25 protein-coding genes and 1 pseudogene are annotated in these 26,170 nt (G+C 60.5%); 11 read left to right on the forward strand and 15 right to left on the reverse strand.

Annotated features, from left to right (window positions below):
- Position 1 precedes the first annotated feature (1 nt).
- The 6 genes from JFU58_RS03740 to JFU58_RS03765 form a co-directional block, all read right to left on the reverse strand.
- The gene (locus JFU58_RS03740) at positions 2 to 2,152 is read right to left on the reverse strand and encodes a lipase family protein (protein WP_201139864.1); all 2,151 of its coding nucleotides are present in this window, start codon (positions 2,150 to 2,152) and stop codon (positions 2 to 4) included.
- Positions 2,153 to 2,164: 12 nt separating this feature from the next.
- The gene (locus JFU58_RS03745; RefSeq protein WP_201139865.1) at positions 2,165 to 2,959 is read right to left on the reverse strand and encodes a hypothetical protein; all 795 of its coding nucleotides are present in this window, start codon (positions 2,957 to 2,959) and stop codon (positions 2,165 to 2,167) included.
- On the reverse strand, positions 2,952 to 3,794 hold the full coding sequence (locus tag JFU58_RS03750; RefSeq protein WP_201139901.1) for a DUF4123 domain-containing protein: 843 nt from the start codon (positions 3,792 to 3,794) through the stop codon (positions 2,952 to 2,954). Before JFU58_RS03750 ends, JFU58_RS03745 begins: the two co-directional genes overlap by 8 nt.
- Entirely contained in the window at positions 3,794 to 5,836 is a 2,043-nt protein-coding gene (gene tssI, locus JFU58_RS03755; RefSeq protein WP_201139866.1) for a type VI secretion system tip protein TssI/VgrG, read from the reverse strand. The genes JFU58_RS03750 and tssI overlap by 1 nt, the downstream gene beginning before the upstream one ends.
- Before the next feature lie 311 nt (positions 5,837 to 6,147).
- Positions 6,148 to 7,137, reverse strand: coding sequence for a diaminopimelate epimerase (locus JFU58_RS03760; protein WP_201139867.1), 990 nt, complete (start codon positions 7,135 to 7,137; stop codon positions 6,148 to 6,150).
- The gene (locus JFU58_RS03765) at positions 7,134 to 7,895 is read right to left on the reverse strand and encodes a FadR/GntR family transcriptional regulator (protein WP_017476170.1); all 762 of its coding nucleotides are present in this window, start codon (positions 7,893 to 7,895) and stop codon (positions 7,134 to 7,136) included. The genes JFU58_RS03760 and JFU58_RS03765 overlap by 4 nt, the downstream gene beginning before the upstream one ends.
- Before the next feature lie 234 nt (positions 7,896 to 8,129).
- Between JFU58_RS03765 and JFU58_RS03770 the strand changes: the two genes are divergently transcribed.
- Genes JFU58_RS03770 through JFU58_RS03800 form a run of 7 tightly spaced genes read left to right on the forward strand, consistent with a single transcriptional unit; the run spans position 8,130 to position 14,327 of the window.
- Complete coding sequence (locus JFU58_RS03770) at positions 8,130 to 8,870, forward strand: SDR family oxidoreductase (RefSeq protein WP_063031463.1); 741 nt, start codon at positions 8,130 to 8,132, stop codon at positions 8,868 to 8,870.
- A gap of 28 nt (positions 8,871 to 8,898) precedes the next feature.
- Positions 8,899 to 9,744 (forward strand): ureidoglycolate lyase, encoded by an 846-nt coding sequence (locus JFU58_RS03775; RefSeq protein ID WP_093198807.1) that lies wholly within the window; start codon positions 8,899 to 8,901, stop codon positions 9,742 to 9,744.
- Positions 9,745 to 9,764: 20 nt separating this feature from the next.
- Positions 9,765 to 11,042 carry an L-fuconate dehydratase gene (locus JFU58_RS03780; RefSeq protein WP_201139868.1) on the forward strand — a complete coding sequence of 426 codons (1,278 nt, stop codon included), beginning with the start codon at positions 9,765 to 9,767 and terminating at the stop codon, positions 11,040 to 11,042.
- 38 nt (positions 11,043 to 11,080) lie between these two features.
- Complete coding sequence (locus JFU58_RS03785) at positions 11,081 to 11,926, forward strand: amidohydrolase family protein (protein ID WP_093198816.1); 846 nt, start codon at positions 11,081 to 11,083, stop codon at positions 11,924 to 11,926.
- Between the two features lie 11 nt (positions 11,927 to 11,937).
- Complete coding sequence (locus JFU58_RS03790) at positions 11,938 to 12,711, forward strand: SDR family oxidoreductase (RefSeq protein WP_063031471.1); 774 nt, start codon at positions 11,938 to 11,940, stop codon at positions 12,709 to 12,711.
- Entirely contained in the window at positions 12,708 to 13,055 is a 348-nt protein-coding gene (locus tag JFU58_RS03795; protein WP_063031473.1) for an L-rhamnose mutarotase, read from the forward strand. Before JFU58_RS03790 ends, JFU58_RS03795 begins: the two co-directional genes overlap by 4 nt.
- 51 nt (positions 13,056 to 13,106) lie before the next feature.
- Positions 13,107 to 14,327 carry a sugar MFS transporter gene (locus JFU58_RS03800; RefSeq protein ID WP_093198820.1) on the forward strand — a complete coding sequence of 407 codons (1,221 nt, stop codon included), beginning with the start codon at positions 13,107 to 13,109 and terminating at the stop codon, positions 14,325 to 14,327.
- On the opposite strand, the gene JFU58_RS03805 is transcribed toward JFU58_RS03800, so the two are convergent.
- A complete protein-coding gene (locus tag JFU58_RS03805; RefSeq protein ID WP_093198823.1) occupies positions 14,269 to 15,090 on the reverse strand; it encodes an AraC family transcriptional regulator in 822 nt (273 codons plus the stop codon). The two genes, JFU58_RS03800 and JFU58_RS03805, sit on opposite strands and share 59 nt — an antisense overlap.
- Positions 15,091 to 15,182: 92 nt before the next feature.
- On the opposite strand from JFU58_RS03805, the gene JFU58_RS03810 reads away from it, so the two are divergent.
- Complete coding sequence (locus JFU58_RS03810) at positions 15,183 to 15,428, forward strand: hypothetical protein (RefSeq protein WP_201139869.1); 246 nt, start codon at positions 15,183 to 15,185, stop codon at positions 15,426 to 15,428.
- A gap of 277 nt (positions 15,429 to 15,705) precedes the next feature.
- Positions 15,706 to 16,857, forward strand: a complete 1,152-nt coding sequence (locus JFU58_RS03815) for an MFS transporter (RefSeq protein ID WP_201139870.1) — start codon at positions 15,706 to 15,708, stop codon at positions 16,855 to 16,857.
- Positions 16,858 to 16,901: 44 nt separating this feature from the next.
- On the opposite strand, the gene JFU58_RS03820 is transcribed toward JFU58_RS03815, so the two are convergent.
- From JFU58_RS03820 to JFU58_RS03850, 7 genes are all read right to left on the reverse strand, one after another.
- Positions 16,902 to 17,516: a type III secretion effector protein gene (locus tag JFU58_RS03820; RefSeq protein ID WP_201139871.1), complete on the reverse strand. Its 615-nt coding sequence runs from the start codon at positions 17,514 to 17,516 to the stop codon at positions 16,902 to 16,904.
- Entirely contained in the window at positions 17,506 to 17,847 is a 342-nt protein-coding gene (locus JFU58_RS03825) for a hypothetical protein (protein ID WP_201139872.1), read from the reverse strand. Before JFU58_RS03825 ends, JFU58_RS03820 begins: the two co-directional genes overlap by 11 nt.
- A 160-nt stretch (positions 17,848 to 18,007) precedes the next feature.
- Positions 18,008 to 18,214 carry a hypothetical protein gene (locus JFU58_RS03830; RefSeq protein ID WP_063034008.1) on the reverse strand — a complete coding sequence of 69 codons (207 nt, stop codon included), beginning with the start codon at positions 18,212 to 18,214 and terminating at the stop codon, positions 18,008 to 18,010.
- Between the two features lie 217 nt (positions 18,215 to 18,431).
- Positions 18,432 to 18,962 carry a hypothetical protein gene (locus tag JFU58_RS03835; RefSeq protein WP_235616436.1) on the reverse strand — a complete coding sequence of 177 codons (531 nt, stop codon included), beginning with the start codon at positions 18,960 to 18,962 and terminating at the stop codon, positions 18,432 to 18,434.
- A 633-nt stretch (positions 18,963 to 19,595) separates the two neighbouring features.
- The gene (locus JFU58_RS03840; protein ID WP_201139873.1) at positions 19,596 to 22,001 is read right to left on the reverse strand and encodes a TonB-dependent siderophore receptor; all 2,406 of its coding nucleotides are present in this window, start codon (positions 21,999 to 22,001) and stop codon (positions 19,596 to 19,598) included.
- A 96-nt stretch (positions 22,002 to 22,097) separates the two neighbouring features.
- Positions 22,098 to 23,072 (reverse strand): FecR family protein, encoded by a 975-nt coding sequence (locus JFU58_RS03845; RefSeq protein ID WP_201139902.1) that lies wholly within the window; start codon positions 23,070 to 23,072, stop codon positions 22,098 to 22,100.
- Positions 23,073 to 23,104: 32 nt separating this feature from the next.
- Complete coding sequence (locus tag JFU58_RS03850; protein ID WP_063031487.1) at positions 23,105 to 23,605, reverse strand: sigma-70 family RNA polymerase sigma factor; 501 nt, start codon at positions 23,603 to 23,605, stop codon at positions 23,105 to 23,107.
- Positions 23,606 to 23,751: 146 nt separating this feature from the next.
- Here JFU58_RS03850 and JFU58_RS03855 point away from each other — a divergent pair, with 146 nt between their 5' ends.
- A complete protein-coding gene (locus JFU58_RS03855; protein ID WP_081253180.1) occupies positions 23,752 to 24,309 on the forward strand; it encodes a GNAT family N-acetyltransferase in 558 nt (185 codons plus the stop codon).
- Here the strand turns inward: JFU58_RS03855 and JFU58_RS03860 are convergent.
- Entirely contained in the window at positions 24,287 to 25,171 is an 885-nt protein-coding gene (locus tag JFU58_RS03860) for an EamA family transporter (protein ID WP_201139874.1), read from the reverse strand. The genes JFU58_RS03855 and JFU58_RS03860 overlap by 23 nt on opposite strands.
- A gap of 116 nt (positions 25,172 to 25,287) precedes the next feature.
- Between JFU58_RS03860 and JFU58_RS03865 the strand changes: the two are divergent.
- Positions 25,288 to 26,052 (forward strand): annotated as a pseudogene (locus tag JFU58_RS03865) (AraC family transcriptional regulator); the annotation flags it as partial.
- Positions 26,053 to 26,170: the final 118 nt, after the last annotated feature.

A 26,170-nucleotide genomic window follows, 5' to 3' on the forward strand; every position in this document is an offset into this window, starting at 1 on the left:
CTCATACGATTGAGTCGATATCGAGGGTTTGCGGCTTTCCCCAGCCGTCATCCGGTTGTGGCGGGATGCTCGCCACTTGGGTGAACTCACGGTTTTGCGGGTGGGCGAACCAGCGTTTCAGGCTGGATTGCAGGGTTGGGGATGAAGCGTGGCTGCCATAGACGTCGCGGGCCTGGAGGCGGCGCCAGCGGAGGGTTTCCAAACGATCGCGACTGTCTTTCAGCCGATCGACTTCCTGACTCAACGGCTCGTGGTGTTCGTAGCCACGCTGGTTGGCTGGACGGTGTAGGTCCAGTTTTTTTCGTTGTTCCCGTAACTGGTGCTGCATGGTGAACAGGGCTTTGTCGATCAGTTCAAATTCACGGGAGGTCACGAGGGTGCCATGGGTATCGAGGGTTTGCTGCCAACGGCGCAACGTGGCCCAGGCGGCGGGGATATAGCTGACGATCATGGAGTGATGGGCACTCTGAACAAGCTGTTTGATCAAGTTGGCGCGATCCGGCATGTCGCCATTGAGCCGCAATGCGCGTTTGCAAGCCGCGTCCTCGATGGATTCACAGCCAGGGGTCCACAAGATCGAGGACTCTGTACCGTCCGGTAGCAGGACCGGCATGAAGTGTTGCTGCGCGCCATGGTGTTGGTAAGGATTGCCGGTCAGCCGGACCAAGCCCAAGGCAAACAGCAGACCGCCGGGCGCAGGGTTGCTGAATAGCAACACGGCGCCAGGGATCCAGAGTTTGGCGGTGGTGTTCATCCAGGGCGCAGGCACACTCGGGACAGGGTCATTGTGATTGACGATGCGGTGGTGCACCAGAGCGGAGGCACCGTCGGTGAATTCGGAGTCGGCAGCTCGGGGGGCTCCGTAGGTATATAGGAGGATGTTGTAGTCACGATCGGGAGTTCGCCGCAGCCCCTCAGCCAACAACAGTGCTATGGCTCCGCCCAGGCTGTGGCCACAGATTAAGACGCGCTGCCCCACATAAAACTGATCGAGGTAAAGCAGAACAAAATCACGCATAGCTCTATAAGCCTTATAGAACCCTTCATGAGCCTTGCCAAAACCATCACCAAAAGCTACCTGGTGCGCGTTTGCATCCCGCAGTGCATCAGCGCCACTAGCCGTGCCCCGCACAGAAATCAGAATCACCTCATCGTGATGGCTGATAAATGCCTGAGTATCAGTGCCGTGCTTCTGATCATCGAAAAAATGCAGACGCGCCGGGTGTTCCTGAGCCTCCCCCTGTGCTGGGCGATTCTGCTCATACAACTCCGGATCAAAGGGCAAAACCTCAAACCGTTTTGAATAGGGCACGTCTTCGTACAGAGGATAAAAGCGTTGCACTTGCTCAGCGTCAACTTTCCAAGCCTCTTGGTAACCCGAAAGTTCTTCGGAAAAGAAGCGCCCCATACTGGGATCCAAGGGGAAGCAGACCTGATCTACTGGCTGCGTGCGTGGCTCCTGTCCAAAGTCGCAGTAACTCAAGGTAGCCATCAAGGCCAACTGATACAGATTCAAGGCACAGAACTGGTCGTCGATGGACAACATCGGCCGCAGCGCTCGCAACGACCGTATCTCCAGCACGGTATGTTGATAGGGAAACAACACAACTCCTGCCAAGGTCGACTGGGACGGCCCAAATCCAAGATCAGCCATCATTTTTAGCGCATGTCGCTGGGGACGAAATATCCTGGGCGCCAAGGGTGGTAAGTGAGCTGTATGCCTGACCAAATCACGCACTTCGACTTGATAAAACTTGCCGGCCCTTTGCTGAGCGGGGTTTCGCTCGGTACGCTCACCATCAGCTCGGACGAAGCGCGTTTGTTCCGCTCGAACTTGAAGTTCGGTGATGGGTAATGGATAACGGCTGCGTCTCTGTAACGTAGAGTAATAATCGTCACGCCTTCCATAAGCTACTTCAAAGATCAGCACCGCAGGACCGCGGTATTGATTCTCCAGCTTTGCAAATCCGTCGCCGTTCAAACGCCCCTTGTATTGCTGGCCTGCACTGTCGAAAACCTCATATGCAAGACCTCCATAGGCTTTACCATCGCCTGACTCATCCACGAGACAAAAACTCAACCAACATCCGCGTAATGCACAAACTGGCATTTTTTCGCTAAAAAAAGGTTGCTTCCACTCTTCAAGAGGCATGTCTGAATATCCTTATTCGGCACAAGTGGGATATATGTCGCATTCACGCCCATCAGGCATCTTGATGGATTTGAAATCGGTAGTATTCCCGCGACAGAACGCGTATTGATCCTCCAAGCTCTTGCCCATACAGCGTTTCCAACCTTGAGGGAATCGAACCCAGTTATCTCCCATGTAAGGCCGTTCCTCCGTCGTCACTTCCAGGACCATCCTCAACTTCTTATCTTTCAGTTCATCCCGTTGCACCGCTCCGCCGGCTCTTGCTTTTCGCAGATTCCCTACTGCATCCAGCGAGTTACAGTTGAGTACTTTGCTAATGGCCCGTTTGGGGCCGACTGTTCGGAATAACCACTGACACCGCCCCAGTAACTCCTGAACACCCGACTCAGGCATCCCGCCCCTACCTTCTTCCAACCGATCCAACACATTCACGAACGCAAAATCTCCCCCAACATCCGCCGACCGCTCTCCCCACTTCGCATACATATCAAACGTAATACTGCGCAACACCAACGGGCACCCATCCACCACCTCCGTCAGCGGTACTTCAAAGCTCACCCGATTGGCGACCGGCTTCCCAAGGGTGTCAAAAACCTTGTCCTCCGGCTGCTTGCCCCGGCGCTTGGGTAAGGTGCAGATCTCACCTGTTGCCGGTCGATAAGCCGCATCACTCTTGAAGCGAAAATTCGCCGGCAGGTCGACTTCCAGTGTGAAACTATCCACTGGTTTCATCGCACAACCGGAAGCCGTCAGCACGCTGCAAACGAATACCCCTCGCCACACGTTCAACATAAATCCTCTACGCATCCTGCTGCTCCCGCTCCACCCGACGCCACTCCCCAACCACCCGCTGAAAATGATCCTCAGCCACTTCCCCCCGCATCGGCTGCCATCGAATAAGCACCTCCCCAGTGGCTTCCACCAACCGCCGCACGACCAAAAACTCCAGCTGTTCCGGTCTCTCCCATTGCCAAGCCCGCGCTTGCTCCAGCACCTGTTCCAACCAGATTCTCGGGTTCTGAAATTCAGCCAGTTGACTGAGCGCCTCGCTGTACTCAGCCAGCAGATAACGCAGGATATTGGCCTGCAGAATCGCGCCCGCCTGTGGGTTCGGCACCTCCAGCCACGGCGCAGGATCGGGTACCGGATACGCCCCAGGAGCCGGGTTATCGACACAGCACCAACGCTCACCCTGCCAATAACACACGCTGATCAGCGGCCCGAGAAAAACAGGCCAGTCCCGAGCAGGCAGGTGAACCAAGGCCCGCGCCAAGGTGCGGTTATCGTGGAAGCGGTACAGCGCCTGACTGCCCGCCGACCCCACCACCAACCTGTCGCGCCAGTGCCTGGTAACACCCGATAAATCATCACCAGGCAGGCTGCCCAACCATCCCCAGTTACGCTGAGGGTTTTGCAACAAACCCACCAATCCGGGTTCGTTGACATGGTCGAGCAAAAGGAGCATCGGTCCATCCGCCGCCATTTCCGATGCGACGGTTTCACCATAGAGGCTGCGATACTCAGGGACCGTGCGTGTCGCCAGCAGTACCCCACGCGCATCGCTTTCACCCTGTAGAACCAGGCACAGCCGGCGCCCTGCCTGCTGCTGTTCAGCCATCCACTGGCCAGGCGCGTTCTCCATCAAGCCGCCCTCCCGGTGGATTCGCACAGGCCTTCACGGCAGCGCTCGCACACTGGACAGAAGTCCGCATCCAGTCTTCCGGCCAGCTCCATGACTGCGCCTTGGATAACCGAAACCTTCGGCCCATCCGCTGCAAATGCGGACGAAGCAGCCACGTCACCCGGTCCAACTGGGCTGGCAGTTCGAGTCCCGGCAGGCACACCGCCCAACGTGATCGGCCGACTGCTGAAAATCCCTCCGGCCTGAATCAGCAAATGCTCACCACCGGCCTTGAAGCTCAACTGCGCACCGGCATCGATAACCAGGTTGGCACCGGCCTTCAGATGGACCTGTTGCCCCGCTTCGATCACCAAGGTCTGGCCGACATGGGTCTGGCTGTTGCCCTGCACGTGCAAGTGATCATCAGCCCCAAGCCGAACCTTGCGGTCGCCGGCGATGCTGCGATGCTCCTCGTCTCCCAAGGTGGTCGTACTCAAGCCGTGGATGGTTTCCCGACGTTCGCCCACGACTTCCAGCCGACTGTCGCGGCCGACCTGCTGCTCCAGGTCGCGTTGGGCGCGCAGGTAGATGAGCTCCTGGCCGCTACGGTCCTCGAGGTGCAGCTCGTTGGCCCCCGCCCCGCCCGGCGAACTGCGGCTGCGCAGAACGCTACGGGTCTTGTGTTGCGGCAACGGATACGCAACCGGTTGCAACGTGTTAGGCAGGCAACCATTGATCACTGGCCGGTCCGGGTCGCCCTCCAGGAACGTCACCAAGACCTCCATGCCCACGCGCGGGATCATCACCGCGCCAAAGCTGTCGCCCGCCCAACCGGTTGCCACCCGCACCCAACAGCTGCTCTTGTCGTCGTTCTTGTCCAGGCGGTCCCAGTGAAAGCGAATTTTTACCCGCCCGTGTGCGTCGCAATGCACGTCCTCACCCACGGGGCCGGTGACCGTTGCGGTCTGACAGCCGCTGATACGCGGTTTGGGGTGCGTGATCGGTGGGCGGTAAGCGGCGCGCCAAGGCGTGGCGGTAAATCGATTGCGATAGCCTTGGAATGCCTCGACATCCACCACCCCCTCCTCCAGCACCTGCGGTTGATAGCCTTCGTGGCGCACGCTGGTGATCAACCACAAGTCATTGCAGGAGAGGTCCGGGTGGTCGCGCAGCTCCAGGAAATGCCCACTGCGCAAAGCTGGCTGATCACTGCGACCCAACGCCCGATGACGGTCCCGCTGATGACGTTCCAGGCTCCGTCGGGCCACCTGCGAACCTCGCAGGTGGCCCGTAAACCCCGCTGGATATTGATAGTCCTCAAGTGCAGGGGAAGATCCGGCTTGCTCCTGCAGACGCAATGACGGATGTTCAAAGTCATAGTCACGCCGGACAACCTGAGTGCTGCGCGTGGCCAGGCGCACATCAAAACGCTGGATCACCAATATTTCGGCAGCTGGGCCACCGGCCGCACAATAGTGCTGCGCCGGCAAACGACGAAACACCGTCTGATCATCACCAAACACTAGTACATGGCCGTCCGTACTGTGGCGAAAGTGGTAGTGGATGCCCTCTTCCTCGCACAGCCGTTGGATAAAATGCAGATCGGTTTCCGCGTATTGCACACAGAATGTACGTGGCGGGTACACCACCGGCCCCAATTCAAAGGCATAGGCATCGGCGAAAATACCGTGCTGCTCAAGCACCGCCGCGATGATCTGCGGCACGCTGCGCTGCTGGAAGATCCGCTGGTCGCAACGATGGGCCAGATAGGCCAGACGCGGAACAAGGGTCAGGTGGTAGCGGGTCAGCCGCCGGCCCGGGTCTTCCCGGCCAATGGCATAGATCTGCCCGTGAAGGCCTTCACCTGGTTCACCAAAATCCAGATAGGCCGGTTGATGAAGCAGCTTCTCCAGATCAAGGCCGGGGTTTTCACTGACCCACTGCACTTCAATGAAAAAAGGCTGATCGATACTTTCGTTGCCTTTAAACGCCAGTACCTCAAGTTCCTGTTTTATTCCTGCGACGATCAGTTTGAAGCGTGACGAAACAAGCGTGTTGAACATCCGTTGTTACCCGCCATTCATTGTCGAGCTGAAATGGCCCCTTCACAAAACGCAGAGAAAGCCACTCAATTCGAAGCCGATAAAAAGTGCCTGAACCCCAGGAATACTAGCGATTTCAGGCGAAATTCGGCCGCTTCAAAATAAAAAAGAAGATTCGTACATCGATATTGGAAGGGTCTTTTATCAATTACAGAAATGCAGTTAAACAGCCAGTACTCACTAACAGGAATACTCTTACGCCGCCACTCACCAAGGCCGCTTATTTATAGAGAAGCGGCTGACAAAGATAATTAAGCCAGCCACATCCTTTTTCAAACTTCCTGCAGCCGCGCAGTCCCGAACAGGCTAACGCTCAGCAACTCACCCGCCTCTGCTTGCAACCGCACGGGCGCCGTACCGCCCGGCATCACCACTGCCACCTCACCCGCCGTCACCCATCCTACAGACCAAGCGGCGCATGCCACGGCACTGGCGCTGGTCCCGGAGGACGGCGTCGGTCCCTCACCACGCTCAAACACCCGTGCGATCACGCGGTTGCCTGAATCCCGGGCGACCCATTGCAGATTGACCCCGGAAATACAAGGCCGGCCCGCCCCGGCAGGTGGTGCAAAAGCAATGGCCCTCAGCGGATCGAACAACACTGGTCGATGCATCTGCGCGTTGTCCGGCAACACTGACGCGTCCTGTACCAGCGTCACACAGTGAGGATTGCCCACACGCACAAACTGGCTGTGATTCCACTCAGGGTTGAGCGCAGCCAGTGGCAAAACCTGGCTCACCTCGGTTCCTTCAAGCGAGACGACTGCCACACCAACCGCCCCTACCGCCAAAGGCCCGAATTCGGGTCGCCCCAGCGCCAGCCAGAAGCCCTGCACCTGTTCATACTCCGCAGGCTCAACCCGCGTAACCACTGGAGACAGTGCATCCGTCTTGTCGTGATGCACCCGCAGGTCACAGCCCTGCGCCATCAATCCCTGATCGGTCAACGACTGCGCAAAAATCGTCAGGCCATTGCCACTGCGTTCCGCCAGGGAGCCATCCGTGTTGACGATCAACAGGTCAAAGGGCGGCGCTGCCTGAAACGGCCCCACCAACAAACCGTCACAACGATGCGCCTTGGCCTCTGCCGGGCGCGGCAACTCACCCCAACCGCACTCCGCAGCAATGGCCGCCAATGCCCAGACACCCCGAGTGCCAGCGGCCAAGTCGGCACGGTCCGGCACGCCGATACCCTTGCTGCGTAACTGCGCCGGGCTTACCACCCCGTAGATATTTCCGCGGGCGTCGTAGAACACGGTCATTGCGCAGTCCGCATAAAGATCCGTACCACCTCTTCCAGGTGCTTGCGCATGGCCTGTCGTGCACCTTCCGCGTCTCGTTGTTCCAGTGCATCAAGGATCTTGCGGTGCTCGTCTTCCGAGCGATGGGGCATGTCGTCCGAGGTGTAATGCGCCTGTAACCGCTGGAACATGCTGCCGTACCGATGCCCGAGCAGGTGCGCAATCATCAGCGCATAGGCCGGATTGCCCGAGGCCTGGGCGATGCGGATGTGAAACAGGCGATCGCCCGGGTGAGTATGGGAGCCTTCGCGGTTGTCCTGCACGTTGCGCTCGAACGCCTCGCGGATACCCGCGAGTTCCTCGTCAGTGGCGTGTTTGGCTGCCAGGGCGGCGGCCTCCGGCTCAATCAGGCGCCGGGCCTGGAGCAGGGAAAACGGCGGAATCTCAGCGTTGAAATCGACGTGCAGGTTGAGTTCCGGATCGAACTCTTTCCATTGATCCCGGGTAGCCTGGGCCATTACCGGTTCCTGGCTGACTTTCGGTTGCACCGGTTCACACACCAGCACGCCGTTACCCACTCGCACGTCCACCAGGCCGATCACCTCCAGGGCAATCATCGCTTCGCGAACGGAGGCGCGACTCACGCCCAGCAGTTTGGCCAGCTCGCGTTCAGCCGGCAGACGGCTGCCCGGCGGAAATTCTCCGCTGTCGATCAACGCCCGCAACTGGTCGGCAATCTGTCGATAAAGACGTTGGTTATCAATCACTTGAAATGGCATCTAGGCTCAGCTCGATTCATGCACGGCACGGTCCAGGTGATCAACCCGCGAAAAAGCCGCTTGTTGACCGGGAAGACCCATGCTAAAAATTGGATCAATGGCCTGACCATTGGATCGTTTCCAGTGTGCTGATCATAGCAAACCCACCACAGTTCGCTATGCCGCAGATGCAGGCGTTTTACGCCCTCAATGGCCTGACCATTGAGCCAATAATAACAATCAAGGGAGTCTGTCATGGACCTCACCGGTAAACGCGTGCTGATCACCGCTGCCGCCCAGGGCATTGGCCGCGCCAGCGTCGAAGCCTATCTGGCGGCCGGCGCCGAAGTGATTGCAGCCGACATCAATCAACGGGCGCTCGCTGACTTGTCAGGGGCGCAAACGGTCTTGCTCGACGTCACCGACGCCAGTGCTATTCAGCGCCTTGCTGCCGAGATCGGAACGCTCGACGTGCTGTTCAACTGCGCGGGCGTGGTGCACGCCGGCAATATTCTTGAATGCCCGGAAAGCGACTGGACGTTTGCCCTGGACCTGAACGTCACCGCCATGTATCGCATGATCCGCGCGTTTCTGCCGGGAATGCTGGCGGCGGGCGGCGGTTCGATCATCAATATGTCGTCGGTGGCCTCCAGCCTCAAGGGCGTGCCCAACCGCTTTGCCTACTGCGCCAGCAAGGCCGCCGTCATCGGCCTGACCAAATCCGTCGCGGCAGATTTTGTCACCCAACGCATTCGCTGCAACGCCATTTGCCCCGGCACCGTGGAGTCCCCTTCGCTGCAGCAACGCATCGTCGAACAAGCCCGTCGCGAAGGCCGCCAGCAGGATGAGGTGTACGCCGCCTTCACCGCCCGCCAGCCGATGGGACGCCTGGGCACGCCCCAGGAAATCGCCCAGTTGGCGTTGTACCTTGGCTCCGATGCCAGCGCGTTTACCACCGGCACCACCCAGATTATTGACGGCGGCTGGAGCAACTGACCGCCCACTTCTAATAAGAGGATTGCTCATGAAATTGCTGCGCTATGGTGAAAAGGGTCAGGAACGCCCGGCCTTGCTGGACGCTGATGGACGTCTGCGTGATTTGTCCGCTCACATCAGCGATGTCGCCGGTGACGCCCTGCTCCCGCAAAACCTCGCTCGCCTGCAAGAACTCGACCCCGCGAGCCTGCCTCTGGTGCCGGGCAATCCGCGTTTGGGCGCCTGTGTCGGCCAGGTAGGAAAATTCATCTGCATCGGCCTGAACTACGCCGACCACGCCGCTGAAACCGGCGCCCCCATCCCTGACGAACCAATCATCTTCAACAAATGGACCAGCGCCATCGTCGGCCCCAACGACAACGTCGAAATCCCCCGCCACTCCACCAAGACCGACTGGGAAGTCGAGTTGGGGGTGGTGATCGGCCAGGGCGGTCGTTACATCGACGAAAGCCAGGCCATGCAGCACGTGGCCGGTTACTGCGTGATCAACGACGTCTCCGAACGCGAATTCCAGCTGGAACGCGGCGGCACCTGGGACAAGGGCAAAGGCTGCGACACCTTCGGCCCGTTGGGCCCGTGGCTGGTCAGCCGCGATGAAATCGCCGACCCGCACCAACTGTCGATCTGGCTGGAAGTCGACGGTCATCGCTACCAGAACGGCAACACCCGCACGATGATTTTCCAGATTCCCAAATTGATCAGCTACCTCAGCCAATTCATGAGCCTGCAACCGGGGGATGTGATTTCCACCGGCACCCCGCCCGGTGTTGGCCTGGGGATCAAGCCCACGCCGGTCTACCTCAAGCCAGGGCAAAAGATTCGCCTGGGCATCGAAGGCCTTGGCGAACAGAACCAGACCACGGTCGACGCCTGACAAGAACCAAGGAGCCGTTCATGACCACCATTACCGCGATTCGCGTCGAAGATATCCGCTTTCCTACGTCCCAGTCCCTGGACGGTTCCGACGCCATGAACCCGGACCCGGACTACTCGGCCGCCTATGTGATTTTGCAGACCGACAACCCGGCCCTTGAAGGCCATGGCCTGACCTTCACCATCGGCCGTGGCAACGAGATTTGCTGTGCGGCGATCCAGGCCATGCAGCCGCTGTTGATAGGCTTGACACTGGAATGGATCGCCGAAGACATGGGCCGTTTCTGGCGGCATGTCACCAGCGACAGCCAGTTGCGCTGGATTGGCCCGGACAAGGGCGCCATTCACCTGGCCACCGGCGCGATCGTCAACGCCGCGTGGGATTTGTGGGCCAAGGCCGAAGGAAAACCCTTGTGGCGCCTGGTGGCCGACATGAGTCCGGAACAGTTGGTGCGGTGCATCGACTTCCGCTACATCACCGACTGCATCACCTCCAGCGAAGCCCTGGCCTTGCTGCGCCAACGCGCCGAAGGCAAGGCTGAACGCATGGGCGACCTGCAAGCCAATGGCTACCCCTGTTACACCACCTCGGCCGGCTGGCTCGGTTATGGCGACGAAAAGCTGCGCAGGCTGTGCCAGGAAGCGGTGGATGCAGGCTTCAACCACGTCAAGCTCAAGGTCGGCCATGACTTGCAGGACGACCTGCGCCGCGTGCGCATCGCCCGCGAAGTGCTGGGGCCGGACCGCCAACTGATGATCGACGCTAACCAGGTGTGGGAAGTCGACACCGCCATCGATTGGGTGCGCGAGTTGGCGTTTGCCAAGCCGTGGTTTATCGAGGAGCCCACCAGCCCCGACGATATCGAAGGCCATCGCAAGATTCGCCTGGGTGTGGCGCCGGTCAAGGTCGCCACCGGTGAGATGTGCCAGAACCGGATCATGTTCAAACAGTTGATCACGCGCGAAGCCATCGATGTGGTGCAGATTGACGCCTGCCGCCTGGGCGGGGTGAACGAGGTGCTGGCAGTGATGCTGATGGCGGCCAAATATGGCCTGCCGGTTTGCCCGCACGCTGGCGGCGTTGGGCTTTGCGAGTACGTGCAGCATTTGTCGATGATCGATTACCTGTGCATCGCCGGCACCCACGACGGCCGGGTGATCGAGTATGTCGACCACTTGCATGAGCATTTCGAGGAGCCTTGCGTGGTGCGCGGCGCGGCCTATATGCCGCCCAAGGCGCCAGGGTTCTCGATCCAGATGAAAGCCGCGTCCCGGGAGCAATATCGCCACCGGCCGTGACCTGAAGCACACCTTTGATTGGACGGAGCACAATAATAATGTCGTCCCCATCACCTCTGAGGCTCGATGCGCACCAGCATTTCTGGCGCTACCGGGCCGCTGATTATCCGTGGATCGGTGCGTCTGAGGCTGACCTGCGGCGGGACTTTCTCCCACAGGATTTGCGGCCGCTGCTCGACGCTGCCGGCCTGGATGGCTGCATTGCCGTGCAGGCCCGCGCGGGTGAGCAGGAAACCGACGCGTTGCTGGAAATGGCGCGCCAGCACCCGTGGATACTCGGCGTCGTCGGCTGGGTCGACCTGTGCGACCCAGCCCTGGAATATCACCTGGAACAGTGGCGCGACGCTCCGAGACTCAAGGGCTTTCGGCATCAGATTCAGGACGAACCCACGCCTGCCAGTTTCATGGCTGACCCGGGATTCTCCCGTGGCCTGCACCACCTGCAGCAACAAGGCTACGTCTATGAGGTGTTGATCCGCTGCGCCGACCTCGACGCCGCCACCGCCCTGTGCCAACGCCACGACCAGTATCATCTGGTGCTGGATCACCTGGGCAAGCCCGACATCGCCAACGGCCCGGCCGGTTGGGCAGAACACCTGGCGCCGCTCGCCGCCCTGCCCCACGTCAGTTGCAAGTTGTCGGGCCTGCTCACCGAAGCCGGGCCCGACCAGCGCAACGCTCGTGCCTTGCGCCCTTACATCGAACTGGCACTGGAACTGTTCGGCGCCGAGCGCTTGATGTTCGGCTCGGACTGGCCGGTGTGCCTGCTGGCTGGAGAATACCAGAGCACCTGCCAATTGCTGCAACAGACCCTCGGCCAGCTGTCGCCCAATGAACAGCAGGCCATCTGGGGCGGCACCGCTCAGCGGGTCTATCACCTTTAAGGAAACTGCCCATGAATCTGCATTTGCAGGACCGCGTGATCATCGTCACCGGCGGTGGCTCGGGGATCGGCGCCGCCATCTCCCTGGGACTGATTGCCGAAGGCGCGATCCCGGTGATTTTCGGTCATCAACCGTTGTCGCCAGCCTTCGCGGCCGAGCTGGAACAGCAAGGCCAAAGCCACTTCATCCGCGTCGAGTTGCGTGATGAAGACGCCTGCCGCGCGGCCGTCAACGAAGTGTTGCAACGCTTCGGGCGCATCGACGGCCTGGTGAACAATGCCGGGGTCAACGACGGTGTGGGGCTGGACGCCGGGCGTGCCGCCTTCGTCGAGTCCCTGGAAAAGAACCTGATTCACTACTACCTCATGACCCACCTGTGCCTCGACGCCCTCAAGGCCAGTCGCGGGGCGATCGTGAATATCAGCTCCAAGACGGCCCTCACCGGCCAGGGTGGCACCAGCGGTTATACCGCCGCCAAAGGTGCGCAGCTGTCGCTGACCCGGGAATGGGCGGCGTCCTTGCTGGAGTTCGGCATCCGGGTCAATGCGGTGGTGCCTGCCGAGGTGCTGACACCGTTGTACCAACGCTGGATCGATGGCTTCGACAACCCCGAAGCCAAGCTCGCCGCCATCGTCGAAAAAATCCCCTTGGGCAAACGGATGACCACCCCCGAGGAAATTGCCGACAGCGTGTTGTTCCTGCTCTCACCTCGCGCGTCTCACACCACTGGGCAATGGCTGGTGGTGGACGGTGGCTACACCCATTTGGACCGGGCGCTGACATGAGCGGCCAACGTTACTGCCTGGCGCTGGACCTGGTCGACGACGAGGCATTGATCGTCGAGTACCAGCAGTTGCATCAACGCATCTGGCCCGCCGTGGCCGAACATCTGCGCAGCCAGCACATCGTGGAGATGCAGATCTGGCGCCTGGGCACACGGCTGTTCATGGTCATGGACACTGCGGCCGGGTTCAGCTTCGACGGGTTGGACCACGCCGCACGCGCCAACCCTGAAGTGCAAGCCTGGGAAACCCTGATGTGGCGTTTCCAGGTGCCCACGCCGTGGACTGACCCTGGCGGCAAATGGCAGTCGCTGACGCAGATTTTCAGCCTCACCAATCAACCGTAGTACCCGCTGCATCGCACGCCTTGATCCCATAAAAACAACAGGAGAAGCGTCATGTTAAGCAAAGACACACACCTGGCAGGTACCCGCGCCGTGCCGACCTATCGCTGGGCGCTGATGCTGGTGACCAGTCTGTTCTTCCTCTGGGGCTTGTCCTACGGTTTGCTGGACGTCCTGAACAAGCATTTCCAGGAAGTCCTGCACGTCAGCAAGGCCCAGTCCGGGCTGTTGCAAGGTGCATATTTCGGCGCGTACTTCTTGATCGCCCTGCCGGCGGGGCTGCTGATGGACCGTCACGGCTACAAAGCCGGGATCCTGTTGGGCTTGTGCCTGTATGCAGCAGGCGCCTTGCTGTTCATGCCGGCGGCGGCTGCAGCAAGTTTTCCGTTTTTCCTGTTCGCGCTGTTCGTCATTGCCTGCGGCCTGGGCTGCCTGGAGACTGCCGCCAACCCTTATGCCACGGTGCTGGGCGAACCCCAGGGCGCCGAGCGGCGGTTGAACCTGGCGCAATCCTTCAACGGCCTTGGCCAGTTCTTCGGCCCGCTGATTGGCGGCGCGATGTTCTTCAGCACCGGCAGTACGCCGGTCTCGGACATGAGTTCGCTGCAAACCACCTATGTGGTGATCGCGGTTCTGGTGTTGCTGGTGGCGCTGTTGATCGCCCGCACACCGCTGCCGGATCTGCGCGCCCAGGAGCAAGCACTGCAACCGGTGGCCGGCAAGGGGCTGTGGCAGTATCCGGAGTTCGTTGGTGGGGTGATCACGCAGTTTTTCTACGTAGCGGCCCAGGTCGGAGTCGGCGCATTTTTCATCAACTACGTCACCGAGCATTGGGCACAGATGGGCAGCCAGCACGCAGCCTACCTGCTATCGATCGCGATGCTGGCTTTCATGTTCGGGCGCTTTTTCAGCACCTGGTTGATGGGACGGGTCAGCGCGCAAAAGCTGCTGCTGATCTATGCGCTGATCAATATCGCGTTGTGTGCGCTGGTGGTGATTGGCCTGGAAGGCATCTCGGTGATCGCGTTGATTGCAGTGTTCTTCTTCATGTCGATCATGTTCCCGACGCTGTTTGCCATGGGCGTGAAAAACCTCGGGCCGCACACCAAGCGCGGCAGTTCGTTCATGATCATGGCGATTGTCGGCGGCGCGTTGATGCCGTACTTGATGGGCAAGGTGGCGGATAACAGCACGGTGGCGCTGGCTTATTTGTTGCCTATGGGCTGTTTCGTGGTTGTGGCGGTGTATGCCCGTAGTCGGTTGCGCCATCCATGAAGTATCGCCCCGGCGTCGTCCCAAACGTGCGCCGGAACATGGCAATAAAGGCACTGACGTTTTCATAACCCAAGTCCAGCGCAACCCGGGTGACCGGTACGTGCGCCGCCAGTAACTCCAAGGCGCGCAACAACCGCGCACGCTGACGCCATTGGCTGAAGGTGAACCCGGTCTCGGCGACAAACCGCCGGGCCAGTGTACGCGGGGATACGCTGGCCCACTGTGCCCATTGCTCCAGCAGGCGGTTGTCGCTCGGGTCGTCAGCCAGCGCCTGGGCGATGCGCAACAGCCGCGGGTCCTGGGGCAGCGGCAAGCCAAATGGTTCCTGGGGCAAGCCGGCGATTTCATCAAGGATCACCTGGGCAATTCGCGCCTGTGGCGGCTCCAGCTGCGGCTCGGCCCAGGTTGCCGCGCGCCTGACAGCCTCCAGTAACAAGGCCGACGTGGCGATAACACACGTCTGTTGCGGCAGACCGGCACACGCCTGAGGGTCGACATACACACTCCATCCATCAAACGGCCCGTGGGAACGCAGGGAGTGGGAGCAATCAGGCACGATCCACACCGCGTGAGTGGCCGGCACCACCCAGTGCTGATGCGCCGCCTGTACCGAGAGCAAACCGCGCTGGGCCCCTAGCAGTTGGCCCCGGGCATGCTGATGGGGAGCAGTGGCGCGCTCGACGGGGCTGCTACGCAACGTTGCCACCAGCAAGGGACCGCCGATTGCATTGGCAAGTTGAGGTGAAACGAGGGTGGGCGACATATGGCAGCTTTACCGTATTGAATGACCCGAATAAGGCAGTGTAGCCACATGTACGCGCCTAGACTGTGGATTCATTCATTGAGGACACTGTCATGCGTGCAGAAGACTTGCTTCCCGATCATCTCGACCAAGGCCAATTCAATGGCGTGATCGTGCGCAAAGGCACGGTGGGGGCGTTCCTCGCCAACGCCAGAACCTGGTGCAACCCAGCCACCCCGGGCGAACAGCGACTGCTGGCCGAACAGGACATGCTGGAAGCCCTCCCCGCATTGCAAGCCCTGGGTTTGTTTGAGGTGTTGCAGGTGCGGGATGCCGAGTTGGCCCGGCTGCTGAAGTGAGAGGATCGGCCTGGAAGGTGGTAATCCACCGCAAGAATCCCGGGGTTCGCCAGTTCTCGCGGGGATTACGCACCTTCCAGACCACCTCGCACAGCAGACGATCACTCGTCCTACACGCTGATAGTGGTTGGAAAAGCCAATCGCGTTCCATGCTCCTGGAAAAATTGTTAGCGCTGTGTTCAGGCATGTCAAAGGAACCCGGCTCGCTCGATACGGCCTGATGTGCAAGGATGTTGCGCTGCACATCGTTCGTTGAACGCAAAACCAAGGATTTGTCATGACCGCCATCAGCACCCCAGCGCCCGTGGTACCCGGGCGGCTGGAACAAATGTCCACCCGCATCGCGTTTTTTATCGCCGGTTTCGGCATCGCCGCCTGGGCACCGCTGGTGCCTTATGCCAAGGCCCGCGCCCAACTCAATGAGGGCACCCTCGGCCTGTTGCTGCTGTGCCTCGGCGTAGGGTCGATGATCGCAATGCCGGTCGCAGGGGCCCTGGCCTCTCGCTTTGGCATCCGGCGAGTGGCCACCGGCGGGACCATCCTGATCTGCCTTGGCCTGCCGATGCTCGCCACCGTCACCTCGGTTCCGCTGCTGATGGCTGCGCTGTTTGTATTCGGCGCCGGCCTCGGCACGGTGGACTCCACGGTCAACCTGCAAGCGGTGATGGTCGAACGGGCCAGCGGCAAGACCATGATGTCGGGCTTTCACGGGCTGTTCAGCCTGGGCGGAATTGTCGGTGCGGCGGGGGTCAGCGGGTTGCTGGGTTTGGGGTTATCGCCGTTGCAGGCCACCCTCGCCGTGATCGTTGTCATCGCGGTGGCCTTGCTCAAGGCCGGGCCACACTTGCTGCCCTATGGCAGCGAAAGCTCCAGGCCCGCCTTTGCCGTTCCCCACGGGGTGGTGCTGTTTATCGGCTGCCTGTGCTGCATCGTGTTTCTCGCCGAAGGCGCCGTGCTGGACTGGAGCGCAGTATTCTTGAGCGCCGAGCGCGGCCTTGACGAAGCCTATGCAGGCCTTGGCTACGCAGCTTTTGCCTTGACGATGACCGTCGGGCGCCTTACCGGTGACAGGATTGTTCGCCGCCTGGGGGCAACCCGGGTGATCGTGTTCGGTGGTGCTCTTGCTGCGGCCGGTATGTTGCTGGCGACGCTGTTTCCTGCGTGGGAAACCGCCTTGCTGGGGTATGCCCTGGTAGGTGCCGGGTGTTCGAACATCGTACCGGTGCTGTACACCGCCGTCGGCAAGCAGACCGTCATGCCGGAACACATTGCCGTGCCCGCCATCACCACCCTGGGTTACACCGGCATTCTCGCCGGCCCTGCGGTGATTGGCTTTATCGCCCATGGCAGCAGCCTGAGCACGGCCTTTGTGCTGATTGCCGTGCTGCTGATCGGTGTGGCGATCAGTGGGAAAATATTGCGGGTTTGACGGGTAACCCCATAACGCCTCATTCGTTGAGGCGTTACCCGGGCTTATCGGGTTTTATTGTGCTCGAGCCAACGATCAAGGGTTTTGTTACTGAGCCAACCCTCTTGGTGATGGCTGCCAAAAATACGCCGACCCGTGCCGTGGGCGTTTTCCAGGGACTGCAATAGCCCGGGGCGATCCACAATATTCTTCGCCATATACACCTGCTGTTCATCGTATTTTTTTCGCGCCAGCCCCGTGATGGGGTCCAGGACGGGTTCACCCTGGCTGTCGAGTTCGTCCGGGTCCTTGCTCATGGCAACCAGCAACTCGATGTTGACGTAGCCGATGCATTCAAAGAAGCCCTTACGGTCCCGGGACCTGTCACGCAACTCGGTAAACATCACCTTGAATACCTCGACAAGCTCAGCGTTGCTCTTGGCGTGGAAAGGGTCTGGGCTGAAGGCACTGGGATCGCTGTTGCCGAACACCACACTTTCAGCCTTTGAAAGGCTTTCCCGGGTGATGTAGCCGTCCTGATCGGTAATCGCATCGATCAGGCGCGGGCGCTGGACCAGGGCCTTGGCCAGCAAAATCGCACTGTCGAATTTCTGGTTATCGCCGATTTTTTTGCCGGCGATTCGTTGCAGCGAAGACAGTGTCAGTCCGTCACTTTTCATGGAGTTCTTTCAGCGTGGGAAAACTGACTTTCAGCGCTTTCACCAACTCGCTGTCTGGCAACTGGAGGTTGGGATTCGGTGACCCGGCGCGTGAGGCAACACCGTTTTGAAGCGTACGATGATGCGGCACCACCTCATAGGGCCTGGCCGAGCGCAAAGGTGGCCTGTAACCGGAAGACCGAACAGCCGTAGCGCCAGGATGGGCTTGTCGGCCAGCATCACCAGGCTCAATTGAAGCCACCTGAGCGGTACGCCCTCCCTCACCCGCCGTCACATCAAATGGGCCTGTACCACCGGGCTGCAGGTAGCCTGATCCGCGATCAATTCTCATGATTCATCTCCACCAATTTTAGATCCACGCTTGCCTGGACATCACCCCGGTAACGGCCGTATCGCTCGCGCGATTAACAAGCCAAAGGTGTGTGGTGCCCTGCTGGCAATGGTTCCGCCGTAGCGAAGCGTTCCAATGACAACATGTAAAAAGCGAAAAATCAGTGGTCTTTTGGTTCGCTCGGCGAAGCCGGTTTCGTCTCCTGCCAAACGCCTTTGATCGCGCCGACCATCGATCCCATCGCTGCGCAAAACTGGCGTAACACAGAAGCTTCAGCGGCAGGCAACTGCCCGTTGGGCAGCATGCCCTTGATGAAGTCGTCGGCAGCCGGAGCCTGAAACTTGTGTTGCCCGGTGAAGTTCTTCACTCGCAGGGCCTCTGCACCCTGCTCGCGATTTATACCCTGCGGCAAAACATCATGACCCGCCGGCGGGTTGGAGGCTGGCGGGGGCCCGGGATGGCGTGACCCAAACGACGTTGACGTCATGTCTAAGCCCTCGCTGGGAATGTAAAAGCAGCGGATTGATCAGAACAGGTCATCACGCCACGAAGCATACGCAGCGCGATCAAGGCCGTGACGGGGGTTAGCGAGACAACCAGCGCAACGCGTCCTTGTGGATCTTGCCGTCGTGGGGACGACTGCCAGTGTTTTCCATTTGTTGGAGCAAATGGGAACGCTGAGTGACTTCCTTCGCCAGTTGAATGAGTGCATCCGTCCGCGGGCGACCGGTCAGAGGCTTCGCAGCAAGTTGGCGCAGCTCTTTGATTTCTATCGCGGGGTTCCAAAAGCCACTTTTCAAATCGCCAAACCGTTCAAGCATGGCTTGAGCAAGCTGCTTGTCGTCGTGATATTTGAAAGGGTTTGTCGAGTTGATGATCATGGTAATTTTCAACCTGTCGATCAACCCATCCAAGTGCCCCGTGGAACTGTGACGGTCAAGGGCTTCTACCAGTCCCGGCCGTTTCAGGATTTCCCTGGCTGCGCGGATGTTATGGTCGGTGGCGGCGTGACCGGTCAACGGTCTGCTCGCCATGCTTGCCAGGTTTTCCGGCGTGACGTATTGCGCCCCCCGTCCGCCAAAACTATCGAAATTATCCAGCAGATGCTTGGCCAACGCTTCGTTAGTCTTACCTGAATACAGTGGATCCGGCCTGCCGGAAACCGGACCGCAATACCCTGGATTCGGCTTCGGCGGCTTGCCGATACATGGCCGGCACGGCTCTGGATCCGGCATCGGTGGTTTGCCGATGCCTGGCCGGCATGCCCCTGGGTCCGGCTTTGGCGGTTTGCCGATACCGGGGCGGCACGGCTCCGGGTCCGGCATCGGTGGCTTGCCGATACCTGGCCGGCAGGCTCCTGGGTTCGGCTTTGGCGGTTTAACGATACCTGGGCGGCACGGCTCCGGGTCCGGCGTCGGTGGCTTGCCGATACCTGGCCGGCAAGCGCCTGGGTTCGGCTTTGGCGGTTTGACGATACAGGGGCGGCACGGGGGCGCAGTGTGGTTGTGAATTGAGGCAGTGGTCTGATTGGACGCGGATACCGACATAGGCATCTCCTGTTCGGCGGGTTTTCAGGGAGCGCCTCCTCCTCCAGAGCACCACGACGAAGTGATCGTCCAGGCACTGTATGAAAAGCGGGCAAACCTGTGTGGCCGAACTGTCGGATTCAGTTCCGGTGAAAGCCAGGAAAGGTCGCAGCCCGTGCCGACAATGCCGGCACAGGCTGCGACCTCTGAATCAACTGCGGGTCAAAACCCGACGCTGGCCTGCACAAAGAACGTGCGCGGCTGGCCCAGGTAGATCCCGGAGTTGTTGTCGCTGGAGCGGGTGTAGTGCTCCTGGTTGAAGACGTTTTTAACCCCGACGCCCAGCTTCAGGTTCGACAGCTGCGCGCCGAAGTCATAACCGCTGCGCACGTTCACCGAGACATAGCCGGGAATGTCCCCGTACTGGCCATCGGCGGTCGGCTGAGTGATGTAAGTCGTGCCGGTACCCGGCGCACGCTGGCCGGACTGCGCGTAGACGTCCAGGTTGTGAGTCCAGTGGTTGATGTCGTAACGCAGCCCCAGGGTGGCCACTTCACGGGAGTACAGCGGCAAGTCGCGCCCCTTGAAGGCAACGTCGCCTTCAGAGGTGGCCTTGGTGTAAGTGAAGCCGGCGTTGGCGGTCAGGCCGTCCAGGCGCGGGTCCAGGTTCGACAAGTCGTAATGGGCCGACGCTTCGATGCCTTCGTGCTTGGTGGCGCCGAGGTTGGTCCAGCCCACATCGTTGCTGACGTATTGCAACTCGTCCGAGAAGTCGATGTAGAACAACGTCACTTCACCGCCCCAGACGTTGTCGTTGTAACGGGTACCGATTTCGTAAGTCTTGGCTTTTTCCGGGTTCAGGCCGTTCGCGGTCTGATCACCGTTACCGCCCTGGCCCAGCTGAAAGTACTGCAGGCTGCCGAAGGACGTTTCGTAGTTGGCGAACAGCTTCCAGGCATCGGAGACGTGGTACATCACGCTCAGGGCCGGCAGCGGTTCGTTGTTGTGGATCTCGCGACGTTTCTCCTGGACCGTGGTGCCATTCAGGGCGACTACCGGACGGTCGTGCCATTCGGTGCGAATCTGCTCAAAGCGAACGCCCGGGGTAACGGTCCACTTGCCGATATCAATCTTGTTATCGATGTAGAACGAGTTGGCCTCGGTGCCGCCGGTCCGGTCCTGGTACACGTGGCCGTCATTCTGGCCTACCGGCGTCGGCACGTTGTTGACCAGCGCCAGGCTGGTGGCCTGCTCGTGCATGCCCTCCTTGAGGTAGCGATAGCCGACGCTGACTTCCTGGGTACTCGGTCCCAGGTCAAACACGTGGGACACCCGCGGCTCGATGCCGAAGGTGTAGTAGGTGCGCGGGTAGGAACCCAGGGTTTTCAGGTCGCGGTTGGCGATGTTGCTGCCGCGGAAACTGTCGGAGTAGTACGTCAGCACTTCAGCCTGGGTGCGGTCGTCGATCTGCCGGATGTACTTGAAGGACATATCCTTGCGCCGGCCATTGAAGTTGTCCCAGTCACGCACCGATTGATACGGGTTGGCATCGTACTGCTTCTGGGTCAGGCCGCCGGGCATGTCGGCGCTGGCGTCGTAGTAGTGGAAATTCAGCGAGAAATCGTCTTGATCAGTCGGCGCCCAATGGGTCTTGAAGATCACGTCGTCGATGTCGTTGGAGTTGTTGCGGTCGCGGTAACCATCGCCCTTGGTCCCGGAATACAACAACGCAGCGCCGATACCGTTGTCGGCGGTGCCGCCGATGAAAGCGTTTTCAATATGCTTCCAGCCGCCGTGGGCCGCCGTCTCCAGGGTGGTGCCGACTTCACCGGAAAATTTTTCCGGAATGGCGCGGGTCACAAAGTTGATCACGCCGCCGACGTTCTGTGGCCCATAACGCACGGAGCCCGCGCCGCGCACCACGTCGATGCTGTCCAGGTTGCCCGAGGAAATCGGCGCCATCGACAACTGCGGTTGACCGTAAGGGGCGAATGCTGCCGGAACGCCATCGATCAATACCGTGGAGCGTGGTGACAGGCGTGAGGTCAGGCCGCGCACGCCGACGTTAAGGGAAATATCGCTGCCACCGGTGCCGTTGGCTTCCTGCACCTGCACGCCGGGAATGCGCCGCAGCACATCACCGACGTTCATCGCGCCCTGCTCCACCATGGCCTCACGACGTACCACGGTGCGCGCGCCGGGGTGGTTCTGCACCACTTCGGCATTCGCATCGCCCAGCCAGTCGCCCACCACCTTGATGTCGGTGGCGCCCAGCTCCAGCGGCGAACCTACTTCGCCGGTGCCTTTACCCAGCGGGCGCAGGGTCACAGAGCCGGCGTCGATCTGATAATCCAGGCCGCTGCCTTGCAACAATTGGCGCAGGGCTTGTTCTGGCGACAGCTTGCCGTCGACGGCCGGGGCTTGTTTGCCGGCCACCATGTCGGGGCTGAAGAACACTTGCAGCGACGTCTGCTGGCCCAACTGGCTCAAGGCCGATCCCAGGGACTGGGCCTGAATATGAATCGCGTCGTCAGCATAGGCCGCCGGCAGTGCGGCGCTGACGGCCAGTGCCAGGGCGAGGGGTACCCAACGGGATGATTTATTGTTTTTCACGGCGAGTTTTTTCACGTCGAACGGAGTCCTGTGATCGCAAGAGAGTGCGGCTGTTAATGCAAACCAGTTGCAGTTGCACAAGAAGACGAAGAACTCGGAAAAAACCTGAATCTATCGTGAAATTATTTCCTGGCTACCGTCCGGCAAGGTGCGCAAGGCCACCGGAAGAATGTGCGGCAAGGCCTTGAGCAAGGCATCGGTGTCGGTGGATTTGAAAACGCTGGTCAAGCGCAGGTTGCTCACCGCAGGCGTACTGACCCGCAACGGTTGCTCGCGGTAACGCGAGACTTCCCGGGCCACTTCGCCGAGGGTGGCGTTGTTGAACACCAGCTTGCCGGTGCGCCAGGCCGTCAGTTCTTCTGGGTTGACGGCGTAGGCAGCCGCCACCTGGCCTTGGGTATCCACATGGGTGCCCCGGCCGGCCGTGAGCATCACGACGGCATCGGATGTGCGTCCTTGTACCTTGACCGTACCGGCCTCGACCACCACGCGGGTCTGGTCGTCATCGCGACGCACGTCGAAACGCGTACCGGTGACCGTCACCTGCCCTGCCCCCGCCGACACCACAAAGGGCCGGCTGGTGTCGTGTTCGACACTGAACATCGCCTCGCCCTGCTTGAGTTCGATGCCGCGCTGACCTTTTACGTAATGCACCGCCACCACGCTGCGGCTGTTCAAATCCATCAGCGAGCCGTCGGGCAGCGCCACCTGCCGGCGCTCCCCCAGCGCGGTGCTGAATTCGGCGTTGTACGTCGCCGGATGATCCAGGCCACTGAACAACCCAAGGCCCAGGGCCACCGCCAGCACACTCGCCGCCACCCCATAGCGCAGCACTGGCCGGCGCTTCGCACGGGGTTCTGGGGCATCGCACAACGCCTGCAAGCGTGCCTTTGGCACCAGGTCAGTGGCGCTCCACAAACCCTGCAGCACATCAAATTCGTACTGGTGCTCGGCATGCTCCGCACGCCAGGCATCAAAACGCTCGCGTTCTTCGACGCTCAACGGGCTGTCCTGTACACGCACAAACCACTGCGCTGCCTCATCGCGGGCCGTCGCACTGCCGCAGGCACACTCACGGGTATCCATCATGGAAGATCCTGTTTCAAAGCGGGCATTGGTCATGGGGCCATAGCGTCCAGGCGGTCACGTAGATGCCGCAGGGTGCGGATCATATACTTTTCCACCATGTTTTTAGACAGGCCCAGGCGCTCGGCGATTTCCTGCTGGGTCAGGCCTTCGATCTTTTGCCAGATGAAAATCTTGCGGCAATTAAGCGGCAACTCGGCCAAGGCTCGCTCGATGGAATCCGCCAGCTGGATCGCGTGCATGAAATGCTCCGGGTCGCCACTGTGGGGAGAACGCTGATCAAAGGCCTCCAGCGTCATCGCCTCCCGACGGTCTTCGCGACGATAGGCGTCAACTGCGATATTGCGCGCCGTTTGATGCAGATAGGCACGAGGTTGCTCAACTGCGCTGGATTTTGACTCAAGCACCCGCACAAAAGTGTCGTGGGCCAGGTCTTCGGCCTGCTGACGGTTTCTCAGGCGGCGCGTCCAGGTCCCGATCAACTCTTCATAGTGCTCGAAAAAGCCTGTTCTGCGGGGCGGCTGAGGCGTCATCTGGGTGCACTGGGGAGGCGGGGCGTGAATAGTAATGCTTCCTATTAAGTGGAGCAATTGCTTCCCGTCGTCCTCTTTCCTTGACCCTTGTGCAACCCGCCCAATCCCGGCAGCATTCGCCCGTGACTTTCACGGACGAGCACCTTATGACTCTGCCCTTTTTCGCCCCCTTTCTCCTCACCACTGAACGCCTGGGCCTGCGTCCTCCCCATCAGGATGATTGGCGCGCGCTGTTTGCCATCTGGTCCGATCCCGAGGCCATGCGCTACTTTTCCTTTCCCACCATGACCCGCGCCGAGCAGGCCGTTGAACGCTTCGGCCAACTGATGGAAGCCTCGATTGCCGGTGAAGACCTGGTGTGCATGGTGGAGTTGCTGGCCACCGGCGAGGTGATCGGCAGTTGCGACCTGTTCAATGTGGATGAGCAATGCGGTCGTGCCGAAATCGGCTTTACCCTGAACCGCCAGCATTGGGGCAAGGGCTACATGAGCGAGGCGGCCCGCGCCGTGATCGACCACGGCTTCAACACCGTCGGGCTGCGCCGCCTTGAAGCCGATATCGACCCACGCAACCTGGGCTCCGCAAGATTGCTCGAGCGCCTGGGTTTTGTGCGCGAAGGCCTGTTGCGCGAGCGCTGGGTGGTCGGCGATGAGATCTCGGACAGCGCGCTGTATGGCCTGCTCAAGCGTGACCGCCCTGCCTGACCCACAACGGGCGTCCCTTCTTCATTCCCACGATCAAGGCCAACAGAATCAAGCCCATGGCCTGCCACTGGGAAACCCCGGGGCGCTCCCCCAGAATCAGCATCGAGCTGACGATCCCAAACACCGGGATCAGCAGTGACAGGGGTGCCACCCGGGAAACCGGGTACTCGCGCAACAACAGGTTCCAGCCCCAATAGCAGAAGTGCGTCGCGCCATATACCTGGAACGCCAGCGAGAACAACGCCACGCCGTTCAACTGCCCCGGCAACGCGATAAAGGCTTGCGGGCCGTCCAGCAGCCACGTCAACAGCACCAGCGGCAACGGTGCAAACAGGCTGGCCCAGACCACGAAGGCAAAGATCTCCCGCACCCCGGAAACCTTGATGATGATATTGCCGATGCTCCAGGCCAACGCGCTGAACAGCACCAGGGCAAACCCCAGCATCGTCGCCGTCCCCTGCACACCCAACAGCATGCCCACCAAGCCCATGGCCGCCAGCGCCACGCTGATCAATTGCGGCAGGGACAGGCTTTCACGAAACAGCAGCACGCCCCAGCCCAGGGTGAAAAAGGCGCTGAACTGGATCAGCAGCGACGCGCTACCGGGCGGCACGCCCATGGCGATCCCGAGGTTGATCAAGGCCCACATCGCCACCCCGAAGATCAAGCCGTAGGCCGCCAGCCACTTCACCGCCACCTGGGGGCGTTTTACCAGAAACACCCAGGGCAATGCCGCCAGGGTGAAACGCAGGGCCGTCAGCAGCAATGGGTTGATCTCGGCCAGGCCCAGCTTGGTGATGGGGAAGTTGAATCCCCACATGGCCGTCACCAGGACGGCCAATAACAGGTGTTTGTGCTTCATGGTGACGGGGTCCATTTGCTGGTTGGCACGATAAGAGGCCGTGCATCCGGCAGATTTTTTCGCAAATCGTGATGGCCCGCCTGCGATTGTGGGTCAACAAAGGCTAGAATCAGGCCATGCCCGATATTCATCCCTACGAAAACACCCCTCGCGACGTGGTCGTGACCGCTATCGACTATGCCGACGGCCAGCTGTTCCCTGACCACGCGCACCCGCGCGGCCAGTTTGCGTATGCCAGCCGGGGTGTCATCACGGTCTACACCGCTACCGGTAACTGGGTCGTGCCGCCCCGCCGCGCGATCTGGGTGCCGCCGCATGTGTCCCACGCCATGCTGATGCGCGGGCCGGTGACGATGCTCAACACCTACATCCGCCCGCAGGCGGCGCGGCGGCTGGAGTTGCCGCAAGCGTGCCAGGTGTTGGACGTCTCGCCGCTGCTCGGGCAGTTACTGGAGAAGGCCGTGGAGGTGCCTGCGCGTTACGCGATGGGTGGCCGCGATAGCTATTTGATGGGCTTGCTGCTGCACGAGATCGCCCAGATGCCGGTGCTGCCGCTCAGTGCGCCGTTGCCTGCCGAGCCGCGCTTGGCGAAGGCTTGCGAGGGGTTTCTGGCCGGGCCTTCGTTGGAGGTCAGCATTGATGCCATGGCGCTCGGCGCAGGGATGAGCCGCCGGACGTTTACCCGGCAGTTTCGTCAGGCCACGGGTATCAGTTATCTGCAGTGGCGCCAGCAAGCCTGCCTGCTGGCGGGGATTGTGCGGCTGGGCAATGGGGAACCGGTGACCAGGGTGGCGCTGGATTTGGGGTATAGCAGCCCGAGTGCGTTTGCGACGGTGTTCAAGCGTGTGTTGGGTGAGGTGCCGAGTCGGTATTTCACCAGGGAGTTGCGGGGGTGGGTCGGGGTAAATATCCGTTGTTTAGGTAACGGCCGCTTATGGTTCCGCTCTTACAGCGGCTCACTTTTGAACAGCGCAAAAGTAAGCAAAACGCTCTTGCCCC

Origin of the sequence: Pseudomonas sp. TH34 (genome assembly GCF_016650865.1) — a bacterium.
In the GTDB taxonomy this organism is placed as follows: Bacteria; Pseudomonadota; Gammaproteobacteria; order Pseudomonadales; family Pseudomonadaceae; genus Aquipseudomonas; species Aquipseudomonas yamanorum.

Bases quoted from the DNA above. Each gene is read 5' to 3' on its own strand.
- JFU58_RS03740 (WP_201139864.1), bottom strand. From the start codon at position 2,152: ATGCCTCTTGAAGAGTGGAAGCAACCTTTTTTTAGCGAAAAAATGCCA.
- JFU58_RS03745 (WP_201139865.1), bottom strand. From the start codon at position 2,959: ATGCGTAGAGGATTTATGTTGAACGTGTGGCGAGGGGTATTCGTTTGC.
- JFU58_RS03750 (WP_201139901.1), bottom strand. From the start codon at position 3,794: ATGGAGAACGCGCCTGGCCAGTGGATGGCTGAACAGCAGCAGGCAGGG.
- tssI (WP_201139866.1), bottom strand. From the start codon at position 5,836: ATGTTCAACACGCTTGTTTCGTCACGCTTCAAACTGATCGTCGCAGGA.
- JFU58_RS03760 (WP_201139867.1), bottom strand. From the start codon at position 7,137: ATGACCGTGTTCTACGACGCCCGCGGAAATATCTACGGGGTGGTAAGC.
- JFU58_RS03765 (WP_017476170.1), bottom strand. From the start codon at position 7,895: ATGCCATTTCAAGTGATTGATAACCAACGTCTTTATCGACAGATTGCC.
- JFU58_RS03770 (WP_063031463.1), top strand. From the start codon at position 8,130: ATGGACCTCACCGGTAAACGCGTGCTGATCACCGCTGCCGCCCAGGGC.
- JFU58_RS03775 (WP_093198807.1), top strand. From the start codon at position 8,899: ATGAAATTGCTGCGCTATGGTGAAAAGGGTCAGGAACGCCCGGCCTTG.
- JFU58_RS03780 (WP_201139868.1), top strand. From the start codon at position 9,765: ATGACCACCATTACCGCGATTCGCGTCGAAGATATCCGCTTTCCTACG.
- JFU58_RS03785 (WP_093198816.1), top strand. From the start codon at position 11,081: ATGTCGTCCCCATCACCTCTGAGGCTCGATGCGCACCAGCATTTCTGG.
- JFU58_RS03790 (WP_063031471.1), top strand. From the start codon at position 11,938: ATGAATCTGCATTTGCAGGACCGCGTGATCATCGTCACCGGCGGTGGC.
- JFU58_RS03795 (WP_063031473.1), top strand. From the start codon at position 12,708: ATGAGCGGCCAACGTTACTGCCTGGCGCTGGACCTGGTCGACGACGAG.
- JFU58_RS03800 (WP_093198820.1), top strand. From the start codon at position 13,107: ATGTTAAGCAAAGACACACACCTGGCAGGTACCCGCGCCGTGCCGACC.
- JFU58_RS03805 (WP_093198823.1), bottom strand. From the start codon at position 15,090: ATGTCGCCCACCCTCGTTTCACCTCAACTTGCCAATGCAATCGGCGGT.
- JFU58_RS03810 (WP_201139869.1), top strand. From the start codon at position 15,183: ATGCGTGCAGAAGACTTGCTTCCCGATCATCTCGACCAAGGCCAATTC.
- JFU58_RS03815 (WP_201139870.1), top strand. From the start codon at position 15,706: ATGACCGCCATCAGCACCCCAGCGCCCGTGGTACCCGGGCGGCTGGAA.
- JFU58_RS03820 (WP_201139871.1), bottom strand. From the start codon at position 17,516: ATGAAAAGTGACGGACTGACACTGTCTTCGCTGCAACGAATCGCCGGC.
- JFU58_RS03825 (WP_201139872.1), bottom strand. From the start codon at position 17,847: ATGAGAATTGATCGCGGATCAGGCTACCTGCAGCCCGGTGGTACAGGC.
- JFU58_RS03845 (WP_201139902.1), bottom strand. From the start codon at position 23,072: ATGGATACCCGTGAGTGTGCCTGCGGCAGTGCGACGGCCCGCGATGAG.
- JFU58_RS03850 (WP_063031487.1), bottom strand. From the start codon at position 23,605: ATGACGCCTCAGCCGCCCCGCAGAACAGGCTTTTTCGAGCACTATGAA.
- JFU58_RS03855 (WP_081253180.1), top strand. From the start codon at position 23,752: ATGACTCTGCCCTTTTTCGCCCCCTTTCTCCTCACCACTGAACGCCTG.
- JFU58_RS03860 (WP_201139874.1), bottom strand. From the start codon at position 25,171: ATGAAGCACAAACACCTGTTATTGGCCGTCCTGGTGACGGCCATGTGG.